The 19,215-nt window shown below is 34.4% G+C and carries 21 protein-coding genes; 17 read left to right on the top strand and 4 right to left on the bottom strand.

Going from position 1 to position 19,215, the window contains the following annotated elements:
• Positions 1–64: 64 nt before the first annotated feature.
• Positions 65–1,207, top strand: coding sequence for a toxic anion resistance protein (locus NST00_RS10485; RefSeq protein WP_340709943.1), 1,143 nt, complete (start codon positions 65–67; stop codon positions 1,205–1,207).
• 71 nt (positions 1,208–1,278) lie between these two features.
• On the opposite strand, the gene NST00_RS10480 is transcribed toward NST00_RS10485, so the two are convergent.
• Complete coding sequence (locus NST00_RS10480) at positions 1,279–1,599, bottom strand: CotD family spore coat protein (protein ID WP_339288496.1); 321 nt, start codon at positions 1,597–1,599, stop codon at positions 1,279–1,281.
• A gap of 302 nt (positions 1,600–1,901) precedes the next feature.
• Here NST00_RS10480 and NST00_RS10475 point away from each other — a divergent pair, with 302 nt between their 5' ends.
• The 6 genes from NST00_RS10475 (at position 1,902) to NST00_RS10450 (ending at position 6,537) form a co-directional block, all read left to right on the top strand.
• Positions 1,902–2,843, top strand: a complete 942-nt coding sequence (locus NST00_RS10475) for an alpha/beta hydrolase (RefSeq protein ID WP_016838048.1) — start codon at positions 1,902–1,904, stop codon at positions 2,841–2,843.
• Positions 2,844–3,041: 198 nt separating this feature from the next.
• The gene (rarD, locus tag NST00_RS10470) at positions 3,042–3,944 is read left to right on the top strand and encodes an EamA family transporter RarD (protein ID WP_096551069.1); all 903 of its coding nucleotides are present in this window, start codon (positions 3,042–3,044) and stop codon (positions 3,942–3,944) included.
• Positions 3,945–4,042: 98 nt separating this feature from the next.
• Positions 4,043–4,675, top strand: coding sequence for a hypothetical protein (locus NST00_RS10465; RefSeq protein ID WP_168412113.1), 633 nt, complete (start codon positions 4,043–4,045; stop codon positions 4,673–4,675).
• 156 nt (positions 4,676–4,831) lie between these two features.
• Positions 4,832–5,548: a cytochrome c biogenesis CcdA family protein gene (locus tag NST00_RS10460; RefSeq protein WP_340709942.1), complete on the top strand. Its 717-nt coding sequence runs from the start codon at positions 4,832–4,834 to the stop codon at positions 5,546–5,548.
• 29 nt (positions 5,549–5,577) lie between these two features.
• A complete protein-coding gene (locus NST00_RS10455) occupies positions 5,578–5,949 on the top strand; it encodes a response regulator (RefSeq protein WP_016838052.1) in 372 nt (123 codons plus the stop codon).
• A gap of 96 nt (positions 5,950–6,045) precedes the next feature.
• Positions 6,046–6,537, top strand: a complete 492-nt coding sequence (locus NST00_RS10450; protein ID WP_016838053.1) for a CcdC family protein — start codon at positions 6,046–6,048, stop codon at positions 6,535–6,537.
• A 201-nt stretch (positions 6,538–6,738) separates the two neighbouring features.
• Here the strand turns inward: NST00_RS10450 and NST00_RS10445 are convergent, their stop codons facing one another.
• The gene (locus NST00_RS10445) at positions 6,739–7,161 is read right to left on the bottom strand and encodes a DUF2621 domain-containing protein (protein ID WP_040764545.1); all 423 of its coding nucleotides are present in this window, start codon (positions 7,159–7,161) and stop codon (positions 6,739–6,741) included.
• Between the two features lie 133 nt (positions 7,162–7,294).
• On the opposite strand from NST00_RS10445, the gene NST00_RS10440 reads away from it, so the two are divergent.
• The 4 genes from NST00_RS10440 to NST00_RS10425 all read left to right on the top strand — a co-directional run bounded on the left by NST00_RS10440 (position 7,295) and on the right by NST00_RS10425 (position 8,723).
• Positions 7,295–7,513 (top strand): DUF1659 domain-containing protein, encoded by a 219-nt coding sequence (locus NST00_RS10440; protein WP_016838055.1) that lies wholly within the window; start codon positions 7,295–7,297, stop codon positions 7,511–7,513.
• A gap of 18 nt (positions 7,514–7,531) precedes the next feature.
• The gene (locus NST00_RS10435; protein WP_016838056.1) at positions 7,532–7,744 is read left to right on the top strand and encodes a DUF2922 domain-containing protein; all 213 of its coding nucleotides are present in this window, start codon (positions 7,532–7,534) and stop codon (positions 7,742–7,744) included.
• Between the two features lie 79 nt (positions 7,745–7,823).
• Complete coding sequence (locus NST00_RS10430) at positions 7,824–7,982, top strand: YvrJ family protein (protein WP_340709941.1); 159 nt, start codon at positions 7,824–7,826, stop codon at positions 7,980–7,982.
• Positions 7,983–8,087: 105 nt separating this feature from the next.
• Positions 8,088–8,723 (top strand): SCO family protein, encoded by a 636-nt coding sequence (locus NST00_RS10425; protein ID WP_016838058.1) that lies wholly within the window; start codon positions 8,088–8,090, stop codon positions 8,721–8,723.
• 123 nt (positions 8,724–8,846) lie between these two features.
• On the opposite strand, the gene NST00_RS10420 is transcribed toward NST00_RS10425, so the two are convergent.
• Entirely contained in the window at positions 8,847–9,953 is a 1,107-nt protein-coding gene (locus NST00_RS10420) for a methionine biosynthesis PLP-dependent protein (protein ID WP_016838059.1), read from the bottom strand.
• A gap of 258 nt (positions 9,954–10,211) precedes the next feature.
• Between NST00_RS10420 and NST00_RS10415 the strand changes: the two genes are divergently transcribed.
• The gene (locus NST00_RS10415) at positions 10,212–10,919 is read left to right on the top strand and encodes a lytic transglycosylase domain-containing protein (RefSeq protein ID WP_168412115.1); all 708 of its coding nucleotides are present in this window, start codon (positions 10,212–10,214) and stop codon (positions 10,917–10,919) included.
• Between the two features lie 66 nt (positions 10,920–10,985).
• On the opposite strand, the gene NST00_RS10410 is transcribed toward NST00_RS10415, so the two are convergent.
• The gene (locus NST00_RS10410; protein ID WP_016838061.1) at positions 10,986–11,243 is read right to left on the bottom strand and encodes a GlsB/YeaQ/YmgE family stress response membrane protein; all 258 of its coding nucleotides are present in this window, start codon (positions 11,241–11,243) and stop codon (positions 10,986–10,988) included.
• Positions 11,244–12,097: 854 nt separating this feature from the next.
• On the opposite strand from NST00_RS10410, the gene ilvD reads away from it, so the two are divergent.
• The 5 genes from ilvD to NST00_RS10385 all read left to right on the top strand — a co-directional run bounded on the left by ilvD (position 12,098) and on the right by NST00_RS10385 (position 19,137).
• Complete coding sequence (gene ilvD, locus NST00_RS10405) at positions 12,098–13,768, top strand: dihydroxy-acid dehydratase (protein ID WP_340709940.1); 1,671 nt, start codon at positions 12,098–12,100, stop codon at positions 13,766–13,768.
• A 423-nt stretch (positions 13,769–14,191) separates the two neighbouring features.
• On the top strand, positions 14,192–15,949 hold the full coding sequence (ilvB, locus tag NST00_RS10400; protein ID WP_168412116.1) for a biosynthetic-type acetolactate synthase large subunit: 1,758 nt from the start codon (positions 14,192–14,194) through the stop codon (positions 15,947–15,949).
• Positions 15,946–16,467: an acetolactate synthase small subunit gene (gene ilvN / locus NST00_RS10395; RefSeq protein WP_016838065.1), complete on the top strand. Its 522-nt coding sequence runs from the start codon at positions 15,946–15,948 to the stop codon at positions 16,465–16,467. Before ilvB ends, ilvN begins: the two co-directional genes overlap by 4 nt.
• 112 nt (positions 16,468–16,579) lie before the next feature.
• A complete protein-coding gene (gene ilvC / locus NST00_RS10390; RefSeq protein ID WP_016838066.1) occupies positions 16,580–17,593 on the top strand; it encodes a ketol-acid reductoisomerase in 1,014 nt (337 codons plus the stop codon).
• On the top strand, positions 17,593–19,137 hold the full coding sequence (locus tag NST00_RS10385; RefSeq protein ID WP_016838067.1) for a 2-isopropylmalate synthase: 1,545 nt from the start codon (positions 17,593–17,595) through the stop codon (positions 19,135–19,137). Before ilvC ends, NST00_RS10385 begins: the two co-directional genes overlap by 1 nt.
• Positions 19,138–19,215 lie beyond the last annotated feature (78 nt).

The raw sequence follows: 19,215 nt of genomic DNA, 5'->3' as shown, positions 1-19,215 counted from the left end.
TAGAAGTTAGTGTAAACTGTAAATGAAAGAGTAACATACATACAATGAAGAACGGAGGAAAGCCATGTCAGAAATGAAAAACCCTTTATTTGAAGATTTAGATGCAAAATTGAAACAAGAAAACCATGAAATTGTTGAAGCTCCTCCTCAGCTTGTAACAGAAGAAGAAAAGTCACAATTGCGTAAAAGACAGATTGAGTTAAAAAAAGATCCAGCCGTTCGTACTCTTGCTGAAAAAATAGACTGGAAAAATCAAATAGCGGTTTTAGAATTCGGGAAGGAAACCGCCAATGCCATTTCTAAGTTTTCCGATCGGATGCTTGCTTCCATCAAACAAAGTAAATTAGAAAAATCTAGTGAGCTCATCAATCATTTAAATAAAATCATGTCTCGTTTTGATCCGGAAGATTTCAAAGAAGAGAAGAAAGGTTTTCTATCTCGTCTGTTTGGAAAGGGAAAAGAGCAACTTCAAAAAATATTATCGAAATACGATACAATGAATAAAGAAATTGATGTCATTTATCAAGAAATTACGAAATACGAACAGGAATTAAAAAAAAATACGCTCGAACTTGAACAAATGTACGAACAAAACCTTGAATATTTTAAAAGTTTAAGCGAACATATCGCAGCGATTGAAATAAAACTGGAAGATTTAAAACCGGAACTTTCAAAATTAGAAATGCGAGCAAATGAAGGGGATCAAGAAGCAATTATGGATCTCGAATCCTTACAGCGAGCTATCGAATTGTTAGAACAGCGGCGCTATGATTTAGAGATGGCACAACAAGTTTCTTTCCAAGCAGCTCCGCAAATCCGATTAATGCAACAAGGCAATAATCATTTGATTGCAAAAATTAATTCCGCATTTGTAACAACAATCCCAATTTTTAAACAAGGTTTAATCCATGCAGTAACCATTCAACGTCAAAAATTAGTTTCTGACTCTATGCAAGAGCTAGATAAACGAACAAATGAAATGTTGTTGAGAAATGCGGAAAACATTCGTCGTAACAGTGTGGAAATTGCTAGAACTGCAAGCCAACCAAGTATTAAAATTGAAACGATAGAAAATACATGGAAAACAATTTTAGCCGGAATTGAAGAAACGAAACAAATTCAAGCGGAAACAATTCAAAGCCGCGAAGAAGGGAGAAAACGAATTGAACAGCTTCAACTTGAATATGAAAAGTTAAAGAAGATGTAATGAAATAAAAAAACTGCACCTCTTTGCAAGCATTATGCTGCCTTAATAGGGGTGCAGTCATTTATTATGATTTAATATCCAAATCTTCTTTGTAGAGGGAAGTACCTTGGGTTAGGATTTTCAGGGCTACCACATTGCTGAGATGTTTGATAATATTCATTCACTTCTGAATACGTTCTTGGATAATAGTGTTGATGATGATAGATATGTCGATTTACTGTTGTTGTGTGCACTGGATGGAAATGAGGAACTATTGTATTAAATACATTCGTTTTCACAACTTCTTGAGTTGGCGAAACTTGAGCAGGTGCAATTTGTGTTGGCATTACATTTGGTGGACAACAAATAGGTTGCGGTCTCATATGATGATGTTGATGTCTTCGATTAAACATTTATTTTCACCTCCTTAATAGTTATTTACTCATCCATAACATATGGAAGATTTAAAAAATAAACTAGATTAATACCTATGATGAACAAATAAAATTTTGAAATGAAAATTATATTTATTATTAGAGAGCTAGATTGAAAGGGTTTTAAAATTTTCTTCTTTGCTAATTTTGATGGATAGTAGTCATTATTGTGACATAGTGCAGCATACTCCAACTATTTATGTTGATTGAATTAGAATTTCATTGTACAATCAAATCATAGTAATCAAATAAGAATTATAAGAAAAAGGGGTTGATCCTCTATGTCCACCTTATTACCAAACACTATCCGTTATTTAAATGAAACGAATCGCCAAGTTCCGTTATACACAATGAATCCAATTGAAGAAAGATCTAGAAGGGAAAAATTTTTAAGAACAAAATGTACTGAGGGTTTAAGCAATGTAACGAAAAAAGATGTTTCAATTACGGTTAGAGATGGTCATTCAATCACGTTACGAATCTACACACCGAAAGGGAAAGGGCCATTTCCAATTATTGTTTACTATCATGGAGGAGGATGGGTGTTAAATAGCATTGAAACGTGCAATGAAACCTGTGAATTGTTAGCAGAAATAACGAAATCAATTGTGGTTTCAGTCAATTATCGTTTAGCTCCTGAATTTAAATTTCCAACGCCCGTTTTTGATGCTTATGATGCTTTTCTTTGGACAGTTGAAAATAAAAAATTTTTGAATGGAACCAATCAAATTTTAGTAGCAGGAGATAGTGCCGGAGGAAATTTAGCAACTGTCGTCACTTTATTAAACAGAGATTTACAAGGTTCTACAATTCATGCTCAAGTATTATTATATCCTGTAACAGATTTGACGTTCAGCACTGCATCCTATGAAGAATTTGCAGTTGGATATGGTCTTTTAAAAGAAGATATGGCGTGGTTTAAACAACATTATTTAAACAATGAAGATGAAACATATCACCAATATGTCTCTCCATTACTAGCTAAGGACTTGACGAACTTGCCCTCCGCTTTTATTATTGTTGCCGAAAATGATGTATTGAGAGATGAAGGGATTGCTTATGCAAAGAAATTGGAGGATTCAGGGGGAAAAGTCAAATTAAGAATTGCTCAGGGACTTGTGCATAGTTATTTCACAAAAAATGAATATTTCCAAAGTCAAATAAAGGAAACAATTAATGAAATTCAGCTCTTCATTTCATCACTTAGTTCACTAAATGAATAAACACTTCACGATGACTAACTGAATAAAGTTAGTCATTTTTTACTTTTTAAATTTATCAACTATACAGAAACGTTATTAATAAGCTATTCCCTCGAGATAACGAATTGTATTCGTATGATATTACATTTACTTCATTATTTTCCATCGCTATAATTTGTATGTAAGTTAATTCATATCATTGAAAGGTTGATTATCAATATGTTTGAAGAAAGAAAAGGCATGATTAGTGCCATGGCAGCGTATATCATTTGGGGATTCTTTCCTGTTTATTGGAAGTTATTAGAACACGTCAATAGCATTGAAATATTATTAAATCGTATTATTTGGTCGTTTATTTTTACAACTATTTTTATATTTATCATTGGTCAAAAAAGTAAACTTATTGAAGATTTAAAATGGTTATGGCAGGAAAAAAAGACATTTTTCTTACTTTTACTAGCATCCTTTGTCATTTCATGTAACTGGTTCCTATATATTTGGGCAGTAACAAATGAACATGTAGTCGAAACAAGCTTAGGATATTATATAAATCCATTAATCACCGTATTGTTTGGCCTATTCCTTTTTAAAGAGCAATTGTCTAAAGCTCAAATCGTAGCTGTTTTTATAGCATTTATCGGAGTGGCATTGATGACAATTCGTTACGGGAAAATCCCTTGGGTTGCATTGGGGCTTGCTTGTTCATTTGCCGTTTACGGTGCATTAAAGAAAAAAATTCAGCTCGATGCAACAAGGGGATTAGCAATTGAAACATTGTTTATTTTACCTTTCGCACTAGTTTATTACGGTTTTCTTATGTTTACTAACAATACGTCATTTTTGCAATTCGATTGGAAAACAGATGTTTTTCTTATGTTAGGGGGATTGGTAACAGCTTACCCATTGATTTTATTTGCTAAAGGGGCTCAAGCTTTACCACAATCTATATTAGGCTTCATCCAGTACTTTTCTCCAACTATTATTTTAATTTTGGGAACCGTTGTATATAAAGAACCCTTTACAAACATAGAGTTGATTTCTTTCGGTTTTATATGGCTAGCTATATTGCTCTTTAGTTTATCTACGGTTTTGGAAAATCGAAAAAAACGTAAGTTTGCGTAAAAGGAATTATTTAGTTTTTATCGAATTACCATAATGAAGCGTAGATTGGGAATATTTCGATTTTTTTGTTTTTTTAGCTATTGGGAGGGGATTGGTTCATGTTCATAAAAGTTGGGGATCGAGAATATCCTTTTCATCGCATTCGAATTGAACTGATTGAAACCGGCATTCAGGAACTATTTCGTTTGTTTGATAAAAAAACAATTCGTGAACTACTTCAACATAGACGATATGAACATTTAAAAGAAAAGGTTATCAAGGAATATACTGAACTTTTAGATGTTCCGGCTGGAATCGCTATTTATCAGATGAAAAAAAATCATGACCTCTTTTACAAAGAATTTTTAAATAAATATGGAGATTTAACTTATTGCCAATTTATTGTTAAAGGCAACGATTCTTTGCTAAGTAAAAAAGGTGTTTATTTAGTGATTAAGAACGATGAACTAGTTTTTGCAGGGATTTGTAACAATACATTTAAATTAAGATTTAATCAACATATTGGAAATATCTCTCCTAAGTCGTGCTTTCGAGATGGCACTGCAACTCATTGTCATATTAATGCCAATATTGCTGAACATATAAGAAAATCTACTATTTATTTTCAAATATGTCCGTTAACTGATTTAAAGGAAATGAAGCGATTGAAAAATTGGATCATCGATCGTTTTGAACCTCAATGGAACTTAAGATTTGGAAGCGATGTAAATTATTCTTATAATAATAAATAAACAAAATTTTTTCAGCATATATTATTTATTAATAATCATTAACGATGCATCAACATCATGTATTATTATTTGTTAATAATTTTTCAATTTTTAAATTAGTACTTTTTAAGCAACATTTGATATGATAGAAACATCAATTGCTAAGGAGAGACAAAGATGGCAACAAATATTAATATATTATTTGCCTTTGGTGCAGGATTTTTAAGCTTCATATCTCCATGCACATTGCCGTTGTATCCCGTATTTTTATCGTACATAACAGGTATGAGTTATGATGAAATTAAAAATGATAAAGGCATGCTGCAAAAAAGAGCAATTCTTCATACGCTCTTTTTCTTACTAGGATTTTCAATTATTTTCGTCGTTCTAGGTTTTGGTGCAAGATTATTATCAATTGAAAACTTTTTTATTAATTATCAAGATTTAATACGCCAAATTGGTGCTATATTAATTGTTCTTTTCGGACTAATGATCGTTGGATGGCTAAATATCGACTTTTTAATGAAAGATCGAAAAATACAATTTAAAAATAGACCTTCAGGCTACTTAGGTTCATCATTGATTGGCCTTGCCTTTGCTGCGGGATGGACACCATGTACTGGACCGATTTTGGCAGCAATTTTTGCTCTTGCTATGACAAATCCAAATTCGGCAATGGGGTACATGATTGCTTATGTTTTAGGTTTTTCAATTCCGTTTTTTATTCTATCATTCTTCATTTCAAGAATTGGTTGGCTACGAAAATATAGCAATAAAATTGTAAAAATCGGTGGCTACGTAATGATCGCTGTTGGAATATTATTATTCTTCGATGGCATGAATATAATTATTAGAATTTTATCGCCTATATTTGACGGTTTCACTGGTTTCTAGAATGCTGATGAAATAAAGGAGATTTGTCAATGCCTTCTGTATTAATTGTGGATGACGCATTATTTATGAGAACAACAGTAAGAAAACTATTTGTTGAATGGGGTTTTGATGTAGTAGGAGAGGCCACTAACGGTGAAGAAGCCGTAAAACTATTTCACCTCCATCAACCGGACTTAGTGACAATGGATGTGACGATGCCCATCATGTCTGGTATTGAAGCATCTAGAGAAATTCTAAGTAACTTTCCAAACGCTAACATTATTATGGTTACCGCATTAGGACAACAACGCTTGATTGTTGAAGCCCTTGAAATAGGGGTAAAAGATTTTATTACCAAACCATTCGATGCAGCACAATTAAAAATGATTGTTAATAAAGTCTTAGATACATATGAATTATAATAATGTGGTATTATTATGAAGGTACTGCCTGAATGTTAACAGGCAGTTTTTTTAAGCAAATGTGTTGAAGTTGTAATTTCTTCGAGGAGGGATTATATGTTTGAAGCAATACCTTCTCGCTATATCATTATTGCGAGTACGTTAATGGCAATATTTATGGGTACTTTCATCATGATGATGAGATTGCGTTCGCAAAAGAAACCGGTTAATGCAAAAAAAATCCTTATACCGCCCATTGCTATGTCTACGGGTGCATTAATGTTTATATTCGAGGAGTTCCGTGTACCTCCTCTTCAAATATTGGAAGCTGTTATAGTAGGAATTATTTTTTCTATTGTTTTAATTACAACTTCCAAATTTGAAATTCGTAACAATGAAATTTATATGAAACGCTCCAAAGCATTTTTTATTATTTTGGTAAGCTTGTTATTGATACGAATTGCTGGAAAAATTGTATTAACCGATTCTTTTGATCCTGGAGAATTAGCGGGCATGTTTTGGATACTTGCCTTTGCCATGCTCTGGCCATGGCGCATTGCCATGTTCATTCAGTATAAGAAAATCGAAAAATCAAACTTAGTAAATTAAGTAATAGGAAAGGGACCCTTTAGAACGAGAAGGCTCGTTTCGGATCCTTAGAAAGCGTTTCGGAACGGAAATCAATAAAAACATCATTTTCTCTTTTGAGAAAATGATGTTTTTTAGTTTGGTTCCAGCTCATTTTTATACTTCATTATTTGTTCAAAGTTTATTGATGGTTTGTACTATAATAAGGGTATTAAATATCCATCATTTTTTGCTTTCCGCAAAATATTTTTCATAAGGCGTTACATCAATATTCATTTCAGCTAATTTTTTTCGCAAAAACTTGTGATCTCTTTTTGGAGTTGCAATAATATAGCCTCGAATAATTAATTCTTGCGTAATGGTTTTGGCATGCTCTTTTAATGCAAGTTCGCCAATTTTTCCAGCAATCGACTCCTTAGCTTGCTGTCTAAATAATTCGGGAACTGGACTAACAAGTTCATTTAACAATTGCTTTGATTCGTCATTCCATAAATGCAGAGTCTTCTTGATATAGTAATCTTGCCAATCTAAATCTGATTTTCCATCCTTTTTTGGCAATGATTTTAAAAACTTTCGGAACATAAAAAACCCGCCAATGGCCATTAATACAACCATTACAAAACTCCAAAAAACGAGAAACCACATTAACCAACCTTCCAATTTGTTCACCTCTTTTTCCTCTCTAAAACATTATAACAAGGTAAAAAATTTTTTCATTAAGGTTGTCTCTATTTTTTTATGAATTCGATATATGGATAAGTGAAAGGGGGGATAAGTAATGGCAAACTTAACGTTTGAAAATGCAACATTAAAAATCGTTTATGAGACGGGGATTGATGAATATGGTGATGTTGTCTACTCTTCTAGATCTTACAAAAATGTGCGCTCGAATGTAACAGCAGAACAATTAGCAGCTGTTGTACAAGCATTCATTCAACTATCCAATTATCCAGTCGTTCATGCAACTTTGTCTACAACAGAAAAAATCGATTTATAATGAAGGAGGTAACATGTCATGACATCAGTGCTTGAAATGAAATTTGAGGCAGCTAATGGAAAGATTTTAACCCTCTCATTGAACGACCCAAAACCAAATTTAACTTCAACAGATGTATCCAATGCTATGCAAATGATAATTAATCAAGATGTTTTTCATTTGGATGGAGCACCACTTGCGGGCGTTAAACAAGCACGGCTGATTGATAAAACGATAACAGATATTCTTTAATTTTCATGAAAATCGGCAAAGTCCTTACTGGATTTTGTCGATTTTTCTAATCAATATATTAAAAAAGGGGATTATATAGATGGAACAATGGATCACATTAATTCAAGAACTTGGTTTTCCTATTATCATTTCTTTTTATTTGTTACATCGAATCGAAGCTAAGCTTGAAGCCATTTATTCTGTTCTCGTATCATTGAAAAACATCAATGGGGAAAAGTATTTGAACGATAGAAAGTGAAAAATATTTCACAAATTTGTTAAAAACCTTTCAAGCGGAAAAGCTTTTACTATTATACTACTTTCCTATATGATAAACATAGTATTCCAAGGGAGTTGAGGCTTTATGAAGATTATAAAAAAAAGGAATTTTATTATTATTTCTATCATGTTGATTGTTAGTATAGTGTTAAGTGCTTGTAGCAATTATAATTTTAAACCGACAATCGAGTACCAAATTGAAGATTTTAAGATGATTGACCATCGAGGAGAAACAGTTACATTAGACAGCTTAAAGGGACAACCTTGGATTGCTATGTTTATTTTTACAAATTGTAACACGATTTGTCAGCCAATGACGTTAAATATGTCAATCGTACAAGAAAAATTAAAAGAAAAAGGATTAGAGGACTATAAAATCGTTGGGTTTTCAGTAGACCCAGCAAGAGACACTCCAGAAGTGCTTTCGAAGTATTTAAAATTCTTTACTGTACCCGATGAATCAAAATGGCATTTACTAACTGGTTATGATCAAAAATTCATCGAGCAATTTGCATTAAAATCGTTTAAAACTCTAGTAAAAATGCCTGAAGACGGCGATCAAGTAATCCATGGTTCCTCATTTTATTTGGTTGATGAAAATGGTGTAGCTGTAAAATTATATTCAGGTTATTCAGAAGAGGAAAATTCCGGTCAAGCTGTCCCATATGATGAAATAGCAATCGACATTGAGACACTAATTAACAACATGAAAAAGAAGTAATTAAAATTAACCATTAAAAACTCTTGAAAAATTATCTTACGCACAAAACAGATAAAGAAAACCGAACTATTCCGCATCATTTTTTCAAGAATTGAATAGTTCGGTTTTTTGTTGAGCAAAAATTTATTGTTCTTCTCTTAATTGATTAAATACTTGTTTTAAATCTGCAATAATATCTTCTGCATTTTCTAAACCTACGGAAAAACGTAGCAAACAATCATCAACTCCTCGAGCAACACGCTCTTCATAAGGAATGTCAGCATGTGTTTGGGTAGCAGGGTAAGTAATAAAGCTTTCTGGACCGCCTAAACTCTCAGCAAAAGTAATCAGCTTCATTTTTTTTAAAAAAGGATTCACTAAATCCGATTTTTGTAATTTAAATGAAAGCATTCCGCCTTTACCTGTATATAACACATCCGTTACTAAAGGTTCTTCTTTCAAAAATTTAACGACTCTTTTTGCGTTTTCATCATGTTGTTTCATTCGTAGATGTAGTGTTTTTAATCCACGTATTACTAACCAACTATCAAAAGGAGAAAGTACAAGACCCATACTATTTTGAATATATGCTAATTTTTCGCTTAACTCTTTTCCTTTTGAAACAACAAGACCAGCTAATGTATCATTATGTCCAGCAATATATTTTGTACCACTATGCATTACTATATCGGCACCATGTTCTATTGGGCGTTGAAAATAAGGCGAGTAGAACGTATTATCAACAATAAACATTAAATTATGTTTTTTACAAATTTGATTAAAGTAATCTAAATCAAATTCAATCATTAGTGGATTTGTAGGAGTTTCAAGGAAAATGGCTTTTGTTTTTTCATTAATCAACTCTTCTACTTGTTCCGCATTAGAAAAATAAACAGGTCGAATATTATACAACTCGTTATATGATTTCAATAAACGATAAGTGCCTCCATACACATCTTCCGGCAAAATGATTTCATCACCAGGTTTAAATATTGAAAGTATTAATTGGATAGCGGCCATTCCGGAACTACAGGCAAATCCTGCATCTCCACCTTCCAATTCTGCAATTCCATTTTCTAAAATTTCCCGAGTTGGATTTTTTGTGCGAATATAATCATAACCTGTTGATTCTCCAATCCCGGTGTGTTTGTATGCTGTAGATAGATAGATTGGGGGATTTACAGCTCCAGTTCTAGGGTCACTTTGATTTCCTAATTGAACTAATTTTGTTTCGATTGAATTTTTCGTCATGTCTGTCACTCTTTCCTTGAAAATACTAAATAATTTTAGTTATCTAACAATTTAACATGGTCTAAATTTAAAAACAATAGTTTCAGAAATTAACATGATTTTTCTTAGTTATTTAATAGAATTAATTAAATATTTATAAATTTGTTTTCTAACTTTCATCAAACTTTAATGGTTTTTTAAAATTAATTTTTATTATATTTTTAGGATATAATCATTATTTAGGGGAGAAAAAACAACATTATGATTTAGGGGGAAATTATGTCGAAAAAGAAGAAAAAGAAAAGAACATTAATAAGCCCCGGAATGAAGCTATTCCTCATTATATTACTCATTCCTGCATCTATAATCATATATTCCATTGCATATTTAGCTTGGGAAGATTTAAAATCACTATCTTTATTTAATTCTAATGAAACAACTGAAATTGAAAAAATACAAGAGGACTTTGATTTAAAAATTCCAGCAGAATATATACCAATTTATATGAAAGCCGGTGAACAATATAATGTTCCTTGGACATTACTTGCTGCACATCATCGAGTTGAAACGAGATTTTCAACAATGAACACATTAATTTCACCCGTAGGAGCAGAAGGCCATATGCAATTTATGCCATGTACATTTGTAGGATGGAGTCATCCAACTTGTGATGGACTTGGGAAGGGAAATATTCCGGAATCAGAAAAAACCGATCCGAAAGTCATAGAAAAATATGGCGGCTATGGAGTTGATGCAAACGGGGATGGGGTGGCAGATCCATTTGATATTGAAGATGCAATATTTAGTGCTGCCAATTTTTTATCTCAAGCCGGGGTAAGGGAAGGGAAAATGGAAAAAGCGATTTATCATTATAACCATAGCAATGATTATGTGAAGAAAATTTTATATTATTATGAGCAATATGAGCGTGTTAGTCCTCTTTTAGAAAAAGAAGTGATAACAGCCACAAATAGTAATTCAAGCTAAAAAAGTGGTCCATAGTAAAATGATCATCCCTGTATTGGATGATCATTTTACAAGTGAATCAGTATTTTAATCCGTCGCTTTTCTAAACCCTTTCATGATTAAACTTACAATAAATACTAATACAACGGATCCAATCAAAGCTGGAAATACATAAAAGTTTGAAACTTCCCAGCCCCAGTTTCCTAAAAATGCACTACCGATCCATGATCCAACAATGCCGGCTACAATATTTCCGATAATACCACCAGGGATATCTTTGCCGACAATAACCCCAGCCAGCCATCCAATTACTCCACCAATAACTAAATACCAAATAAAATTCATGAATAATTCCACTCCTTTTATGATGCATCTTCATTATGTTAGTGTGCTCAAATGCTTTTGAGATATGCAAACAAACTAGTCTAAATGAAATAACGAAAAAATATTTTTTGAATATTTTGCAAAATGATGAAAAATGTCATATAATGTTCACAAAGAAGACAAAATTAACGGGGGATGGGGTGGATCTATATGAATATGACAAGAAATTTAGATCGACAGGGGATTATATTTGCTATCATTCACACAATCGTATTTTTCAATTTAGCAATCGATTTTGCGATTGTTCCAATAGGTTAATAGAAAAGGGAGGAGTCTGAAAAGTCTTTTGAGGCACTTCCCCTTCGTCTGGTGCTAACGCTTTCATGATGAGGGATAGTTGGATGTGACGACCACAAGAGCAAAAAAACATTAAAATATTGATTTGATTATTTAAACCTGACCAATAAGTTAACTTATTGGTCGGGTCTTTTTTTGTTTTTCATTGAAGAAGTTCTATTTACACCACTTTTCACGAATTACTCAAAATGAAATCCGATTATTATTCCCAATAATAATTGTTGGATCTAAAAAATTTTAATTTTATTAAATTCAGAAAAAAAATGAAAGTATAAGAATAATTCCAACAAAACGTAGAAAGAAAACGTTTGCAATAAAATTGAATTTTTGAAATTTTATAAAAAATTTAAAAAATATGGTTGACGAAAGGGTCATTTATGTACTATTATGACAACAATTTCACCGACACTTTTTCCAAAGAACTTGAACAAATTATTATAATCATTAGTCGGAGAAATGATTATTACCCGTAATCGCTACATTGGAAATATTAGTATTTGTGAGGGGCGTTTGAGAGTATGAGAAGTGATATGATTAAAGTAGGAGTTGATCGTGCTCCTCACCGTAGCTTGCTATATGCTACGGGGAAAGTAAAACCTAAAGACTTAGGTAAACCATTTATCGGTGTTTGTAACTCTTACATCGATATTATTCCTGGTCACGTACACTTACGTGAATTTGCTGAAGAAGTTAAAGAGGCAATCATTGAAGCAGGAGGAATTCCATTTGAATTCAACACAATTGGTGTTGATGATGGAATTGCGATGGGTCATATCGGAATGCGCTACTCTTTACCTAGCCGTGAACTCATTGCTGATTCTGCTGAAACAGTGATTAATGCTCACTGGTTTGATGGCGTCTTTTTCATTCCAAACTGTGACAAAATCACGCCTGGAATGTTAATGGCTGCAGTTCGCACAAACGTTCCTTCAATATTTGTTTCCGGTGGACCAATGGAAGCGGGAAGAAGTTCTACAGGAAAACAACTTTCATTATCTTCAGTATTTGAAGGAGTAGGTGCGTATAAGTCAGGTCAAATGACTGAAGAAGAATTTAAAGATATTGAAATGAATGCTTGCCCAACTTGCGGATCTTGTTCAGGAATGTTTACGGCAAATTCTATGAACTGTTTAATGGAAATGCTCGGAGTTACTCTTCCCGGCAACGGTACAATCGTTGCTACGAGTGAACAAAGAAAAGAACTTATTCGTGAAGCAGCAAGACATTTAATTCGCATGATTGAAGAAGATATTCGTCCTCGCGATATTATTACAAAAGAAGCAATTGACGATGCTTTTGCTTTAGACATGGCTATGGGCGGTTCTACAAATACAGTATTACATACGTTAGCCATTGCTAATGAAGCGGGAATTGATTATAACTTAGAAGACATTAATAAAATTGCTGAACGTGTTCCATATATTGCAAAAATCATGCCAGCATCCGATATTTCGATGGATGACATCAATAAAGCTGGTGGAGTAAGTGCCATCATAAACGAATTAACAAAAATCCCTGGCTGCATTCATCCAAATCGTCCTACAGTTGCAGGCAAAACAATAGGTGAACTAGTTCAAGGCTATGAAATAACAAATACAAATGTAATTCGAACGAAAGATAACCCATATAGTCCGGTTGGCGGTTTATCAATTCTATATGGAAATCTAGCACCTGAAGGCTCTGTCATTAAAGTAGGAGCTGTTGATCCATCAATAAAAGTGTTTACAGGCGAAGCAATTGTTTTTGATTCTCAAGAAGAAGCTTTAGCTGCTATTGATGAAGGCAAGGCAAGGGAAGGGCATGTTGTAGTTATTCGCTATGAAGGACCAAAAGGTGGTCCTGGTATGCCTGAGATGCTTGCTCCAACTTCTGCTATAGTCGGCAGAGGACTTGGAACGAAGGTTGCTCTCATTACAGATGGACGATTTAGTGGTGCATCACGTGGTATTTCCATTGGGCATATTTCACCTGAAGCAGCTGAAGGTGGACCAATTGCTTTAGTTAAAAATGGTGATATAATCGAAATCGATTTACCGAACCGAACAATCAACTTAAAAGTTTCAGAAGAAGAATTAGAAAATCGGCGTAATCAACTAAAACCATTTGAACCAAAAATTAAATCCGGATGGTTAGCAAGATATTCAAAACTTGTGACAAACGCTTCTAAAGGCGGCATTATGAAAATATAATTTTCTTAAAATTGCGATAAATATGAACATTAAAAAATATACAAATAACTGTTTAATTCAATGATGAGGTTAAAGGATATAGAGCATTGTATCTACCAGAGAGTCGGTATTGGTGGAAGCCGATGATACAACTATATCCGACATCCCCTCGGAGTGAGCTATTAAACGCGTAATGCTATTAGATAGCTCCGGGCACTATTTCGTGCACCGTTACCAATGAATAGCTTTCCCATCTAAGTTGCCGTTGAAGATTTATTTCTTCAATGAGATGGGATGTTACAGCTATTCGCAGAGGTAGCGATTTCGCTACGAAAAAGGGTGGTACCATGAAAAGTCTTTTTCATCCCTTCGCAAAAGGTCTTCTTTTGCGTTGGAGAAAAAGGCTTTTTTATTTTAGAGATTTAGAAGGAGGATGTATATACAATGACTGCGAATGCGTCAACAAACGCAAAAATTGATGCCACACCAGCAGAAATGCAAAAAATTGAAAACAAACCTAAAAATGGTGCAGAAATTTTAATTCAAGCATTGCAAGAGCAAGGTGTTGATATCGTCTTTGGCTATCCAGGTGGTGCAGTTTTACATTTATATGATGCAATGTATAAAAATCCGATACGACATATTTTAACTCGTCATGAACAAGGAGCAATCCACGCAGCAGAAGGATATGCGCGTGTTTTAAATAAACCAGGGGTTGTCATCGCAACAAGCGGTCCAGGTGCAACGAATTTAGTAACAGGAATCACCGATGCGATGATTGATTCCATTCCATTAGTCATTTTTACAGGGCAAGTGGCAACAAATGTAATTGGTTCTGATGCATTCCAAGAAGCGGATATTATCGGAATTACAACACCAATTACAAAACATAATTATCAAGTCCAAGATGTTAACGACATTCCACGAATTGTAAAAGAAGCTTTTCATATTGCAAACACAGGTAGAAAAGGGCCAGTGCTCATCGACTTGCCAAAAAATATTTCAAACGCAATTTTTGATGAATCAAAAGCGAATGTGCCAGATGAAGTTTATTTGCCAGGTTATCAGCCAACTTATAAACCGAATTATTTGCAAATTCAGAAAGCTATTCAAGCAATCAGTGAAGCAAAAAAACCAGTTGTTCTTGTTGGAGCAGGGGTACTATTTGCGAACGCTAGTGAAGAACTCGTAGAATTTGTCGAAAAATACAAACTTCCAGTTGTTACTACGCTACTTGGATTAGGAAGTATTCCGGGCAATCATGAGCTAAATTATGGCATGGGTGGAATGCACGGTGCAGTCGTAGCTAACAATGCTATCACGGAGTCAGATTTAATTATTAATATCGGTTCTCGATTTGATGATCGATTAACAGGTGATACATCACGATTTGCTCCGAAAGCAAAAATCATTCATATCGATATCGATCCAGCTGAAATTGGCAAAAACATTCGTACAGACATTCCAATTGTTGCTGATGCAAAAGAAGCATTGAAATCTTTATTGAAAAATGATTTTAAAGCGCCAGATACGGCAGGTTGGATTGACTATTTAAACAATATGAGAACAGAGTATCCATATTGGTATGTGGAAGATGAAAAAGAAATGTTACCACAGCAAGTAATCGAGATGATTCATACCATTACAAATGGTGATGCTATTGTTACGACAGATGTAGGGCAACACCAAATGTGGACTGCTCAATACTATCTTCAAAATCATAGCCATCAATGGGTGACATCTGGCGGCTTAGGAACGATGGGATTCGGTTTCCCAGCTGCTATTGGAGCTCAATTTGCCAAGCCGGATAAAAAAGTAATCTCCATCGTCGGAGATGCCGGTTTCCAAATGACAGCCCAAGAACTTGCATTATTAAAAGAATTCAACCTACCAGTAAAGGTAATTATCATAAACAATGCAGCGCTCGGCATGGTACGTCAATGGCAAGAATTATTCTATGAAAGCCGCTACTCACAAAGTTTAATGCCAGTTCAACCAGACTTTGTTAAACTAGCTGAAGCCTATGGACTAAAAGGATATTGCATTAGAAATATGGATGAAGCAGAAAAAATCTTAACTGAAGCGATTAATTCCGATGAACCGGTGGTTGTTGATTGCCGAGTAAAACAATTAGAAAATGTATATCCAATGGTGCCATCGGGTAAGGCGCTTCATGAAATGGTAGGGGTGAAAAGAATTTGAAACGAGTAATTACTGTAAATGTTATCAATCAAAGCGGCGTACTGAACCGCGTAACAGGATTGTTAATGAAAAGACAATTCAATATTGAATCCATTACAGTTGGTCATACAGAACAGCCAAATATCTCAAAAATGACGCTAGTAGTTAATATTGAAGATGATGTCAAACTGGAACAGCTCATTAAACAATTATCTAAACAAATCGATGTTTTAAAGGTGAATGACATTACTGACAAAGCGATTGTTCTACGCGAATTGGCACTTGTAAAAGTTGTTTCACCGCCGAATTTAAGGCTGGAAATGAATGCAATTGTTGAGCCATTTCGACCTCAAATTGTGGATACCTCTAAAAATGTAGTCACATATCAAGTGATTGGACATCCGGATAAAATCGATGCTTTTATCGAACTTGTTCGACCATATGGCATCAAAGAATTAACTCGAACAGGTGTTACTGCTACAGTACGAGAAGTACAACAAAACTTCTATGATCAACCAACCCTTTCACTTTTAAAATAAAGCGAATAAAGTGGTCTTAACGTCACAATGCAAAGTTAGTTTTCAGAACTATCTTTGACATTGAAATAATATAAATCTTTAGAAAATTAACAATTATTAGGGGGAAATTAAAATGACAAAAATGTACTATCATAACGAAATCGATGAAACAGTATTAAGAGAGAAAAAAATCGCAGTAATCGGATACGGTTCTCAAGGGCATGCACACGCTCAAAACTTAAAAGAATCTGGTTTTGATGTACGCGTAGGTATTCGCCCAGGTAAATCTGCAGAACAAGCAAAAGAAGATGGCTTAGCAGTAAAAACTGTTGCTGAGGCTTCAAAAGAAGCGGATGTCATCATGATTTTGCTTCCAGATGAAGTTCAAAAAGCAGTGTATGAAGCAGAAATTGCTCCAAACTTAGAGCCAGGAAATGCACTAGTATTTGCTCATGGATTTAATATTCACTACCAACAAATCGTACCTCCAGCTGATGTGGACGTATTCTTAGTGGCACCAAAAGGACCTGGTCACTTAGTTCGCCGTACTTACACTGAAGGTGCGGGTGTACCAGCATTAATTGGTGTATATCAAGATGCTACTGGCAATGCGAAAAATCTTGCTCTTGCTTGGGCAAAAGGAATTGGTTCTGCTCGTGCAGGCGTTCTTGAAACAACGTTCAAAGAAGAAACGGAAACTGACTTATTCGGTGAGCAAGCAGTACTTTGCGGTGGGGTAACTCACTTAATTAAAGCTGGTTTTGAGACATTAGTTGAAGCTGGATACCAACCAGAAAGTGCATATTTCGAATGTTTACATGAAATGAAACTAATCGTTGACTTGATTTACGAAGGTGGATTCTCTAACATGCGTTACTCAATTTCAGATACAGCTGAATGGGGTGACTATGTATCAGGTCCACGGGTAATTACCGAAGATGTAAAAGCTAACATGAAAAAAATACTTGAAGATATTCAAAGTGGTAAATTTGCAAAAGAATGGTTAGAAGAAAATGCAAATGGTCGTCCACAATACAACGAATACAAACAAAAAGAGAAAGAGCATCAAATTGAAAAAGTGGGCGCTGAGTTGCGTCAAATGATGCCTTTCATTAACGCTGGAAATCGAAAGGTAGTGATTAAATAGTGAGAAAGATTGATATTTTTGATACAACTTTACGCGATGGTGAACAATCACCTGGCATTAACTTAAATACCGCAGAAAAAATTGAAATTGCAAAACAATTAGAACGCCTTGGGGTAACGATTATAGAAGCAGGTTTTCCTGCTTCTAGCCCCGGTGACTTTGATGCAGTGAACAAAATCGCAAGCACTGTAAAAAACTCAATCGTCACAGGTTTAGCTCGCTGTGTACAACATGATATCGATCGTGCTTGGGAAGCATTGAAAGTTGCTGAACAGCCACATGTACACGTATTCTTAGCAACAAGTCCAATCCATATGGAATACAAATTGAAAAAAACACCTGATCAAGTCGTGGAACAGGCGGTAGAGGCAGTAAAATATGCGAAAAAATTCTTCCCACTTGTAGAATGGTCAGCAGAAGATGGTTTTCGCTCTGATCGTGAATTTTTAGTTCGCATTATAGAAAAAGTTATTGAAGCTGGCGCCACAACAATTAACATTCCCGATACAGTTGGCTATGCTACACCTCAAGAATATGGTGAATTATTCAGATATTTAAAAGAAAATGTTCGAGGTTCAGAGAGAGTAAAATTCTCAGCCCATTGTCATGATGACTTAGGAATGGCTGTTGCCAATTCATTAGCAGCAATGCAAAATGGTGCAGATCAAATCGAATGTACTATTAACGGAATTGGTGAACGTGCAGGAAATGCTTCTTTAGAAGAAATTGCGGTAGCCCTTCATATTCGAAATGATTATTATCAAGCTGAAACGGGCATCAATTTAAAAGAAATAAAAAGAACATCTCAATTAGTTAGTCGTTTAACAGGATTCTTAGTGCCTCCAAATAAAGCGGTTGTTGGTAAAAATGCCTTTGCCCATGAATCTGGAATTCATCAAGATGGCGTGTTAAAACATAAAGAAACGTATGAAATTATATCTCCTGAATTAGTTGGAGAAGGAGAAGTTCCACTTGTTCTCGGTAAACACTCTGGTCGCGCTGCATTCCGTGATCGAGCTGAAAAAATGGGCTTCGAATTATCGGATGAAAAATTAAATAAAGCTTTTGAAGAATTCAAAAAGCTTGCAGATCGCAAGAAAGAGATTACGGAAGAAGATTTAATTACATTACTAACTGAACAATCCGTTTCAATTGAAAATATCGCAAAATTTGAATTAAATAGCGTTCAAGTATCTTATGGTACAGATAATATTCCAACGGCAACTGCTTCTGTCACTACTCCTGAAGGGGAAACTAAGACACTTGCAGCAACAGGAGCCGGATCAGTTGAAGCGATATTTAATACGCTTGAACAATTAGTTGATACAAAAGTAAATGTATTGGATTTCCAAGTAAAATCTGTTAGCAAAGGACGAGATGCTTTAGCAGATGCCGTTGTTAAAATTCGTTATAATGACGTCACTACAACAGGTCGCGACTCAGCTCAAGACGTTCTTGAAGCAACTGCTAATGCATTTATTGACGCAATTAACAGACATATCATTCACGAAAACTTCGTAAAGAAACATGTAGCTCAAATATAAAATTATTAAATCTAGTAATGTATTAACATACATTTCGTACGCCATCAAATAACCAAAAATTTGATGGCGTTTGTTAAA

The organism is Ureibacillus sp. FSL K6-0165 (genome assembly GCF_038004285.1).
Lineage (GTDB): Bacteria > Bacillota > Bacilli > Bacillales_A > Planococcaceae > Ureibacillus > Ureibacillus thermosphaericus.
The sequence above is the reverse complement of the archived record's forward strand: the minus strand, read 5'-3'. Positions and strand labels throughout refer to the sequence as shown.

What these genes read in the sequence shown, in the direction of transcription:
- NST00_RS10485 (WP_340709943.1), top strand. Translation starts at nt 65, where the DNA reads ATGTCAGAAATGAAAAACCCTTTATTTGAAGATTTAGATGCAAAATTG.
- NST00_RS10480 (WP_339288496.1), bottom strand. Translation starts at nt 1,599, where the DNA reads ATGTTTAATCGAAGACATCAACATCATCATATGAGACCGCAACCTATT.
- NST00_RS10475 (WP_016838048.1), top strand. Translation starts at nt 1,902, where the DNA reads ATGTCCACCTTATTACCAAACACTATCCGTTATTTAAATGAAACGAAT.
- rarD (WP_096551069.1), top strand. Translation starts at nt 3,042, where the DNA reads ATGTTTGAAGAAAGAAAAGGCATGATTAGTGCCATGGCAGCGTATATC.
- NST00_RS10465 (WP_168412113.1), top strand. Translation starts at nt 4,043, where the DNA reads ATGTTCATAAAAGTTGGGGATCGAGAATATCCTTTTCATCGCATTCGA.
- NST00_RS10460 (WP_340709942.1), top strand. Translation starts at nt 4,832, where the DNA reads ATGGCAACAAATATTAATATATTATTTGCCTTTGGTGCAGGATTTTTA.
- NST00_RS10455 (WP_016838052.1), top strand. Translation starts at nt 5,578, where the DNA reads ATGCCTTCTGTATTAATTGTGGATGACGCATTATTTATGAGAACAACA.
- NST00_RS10450 (WP_016838053.1), top strand. Translation starts at nt 6,046, where the DNA reads ATGTTTGAAGCAATACCTTCTCGCTATATCATTATTGCGAGTACGTTA.
- NST00_RS10445 (WP_040764545.1), bottom strand. Translation starts at nt 7,161, where the DNA reads ATGTGGTTTCTCGTTTTTTGGAGTTTTGTAATGGTTGTATTAATGGCC.
- NST00_RS10440 (WP_016838055.1), top strand. Translation starts at nt 7,295, where the DNA reads ATGGCAAACTTAACGTTTGAAAATGCAACATTAAAAATCGTTTATGAG.
- NST00_RS10435 (WP_016838056.1), top strand. Translation starts at nt 7,532, where the DNA reads ATGACATCAGTGCTTGAAATGAAATTTGAGGCAGCTAATGGAAAGATT.
- NST00_RS10430 (WP_340709941.1), top strand. Translation starts at nt 7,824, where the DNA reads ATGGAACAATGGATCACATTAATTCAAGAACTTGGTTTTCCTATTATC.
- NST00_RS10425 (WP_016838058.1), top strand. Translation starts at nt 8,088, where the DNA reads ATGAAGATTATAAAAAAAAGGAATTTTATTATTATTTCTATCATGTTG.
- NST00_RS10420 (WP_016838059.1), bottom strand. Translation starts at nt 9,953, where the DNA reads ATGACGAAAAATTCAATCGAAACAAAATTAGTTCAATTAGGAAATCAA.
- NST00_RS10415 (WP_168412115.1), top strand. Translation starts at nt 10,212, where the DNA reads ATGTCGAAAAAGAAGAAAAAGAAAAGAACATTAATAAGCCCCGGAATG.
- NST00_RS10410 (WP_016838061.1), bottom strand. Translation starts at nt 11,243, where the DNA reads ATGAATTTTATTTGGTATTTAGTTATTGGTGGAGTAATTGGATGGCTG.
- ilvD (WP_340709940.1), top strand. Translation starts at nt 12,098, where the DNA reads ATGAGAAGTGATATGATTAAAGTAGGAGTTGATCGTGCTCCTCACCGT.
- ilvB (WP_168412116.1), top strand. Translation starts at nt 14,192, where the DNA reads ATGACTGCGAATGCGTCAACAAACGCAAAAATTGATGCCACACCAGCA.
- ilvC (WP_016838066.1), top strand. Translation starts at nt 16,580, where the DNA reads ATGACAAAAATGTACTATCATAACGAAATCGATGAAACAGTATTAAGA.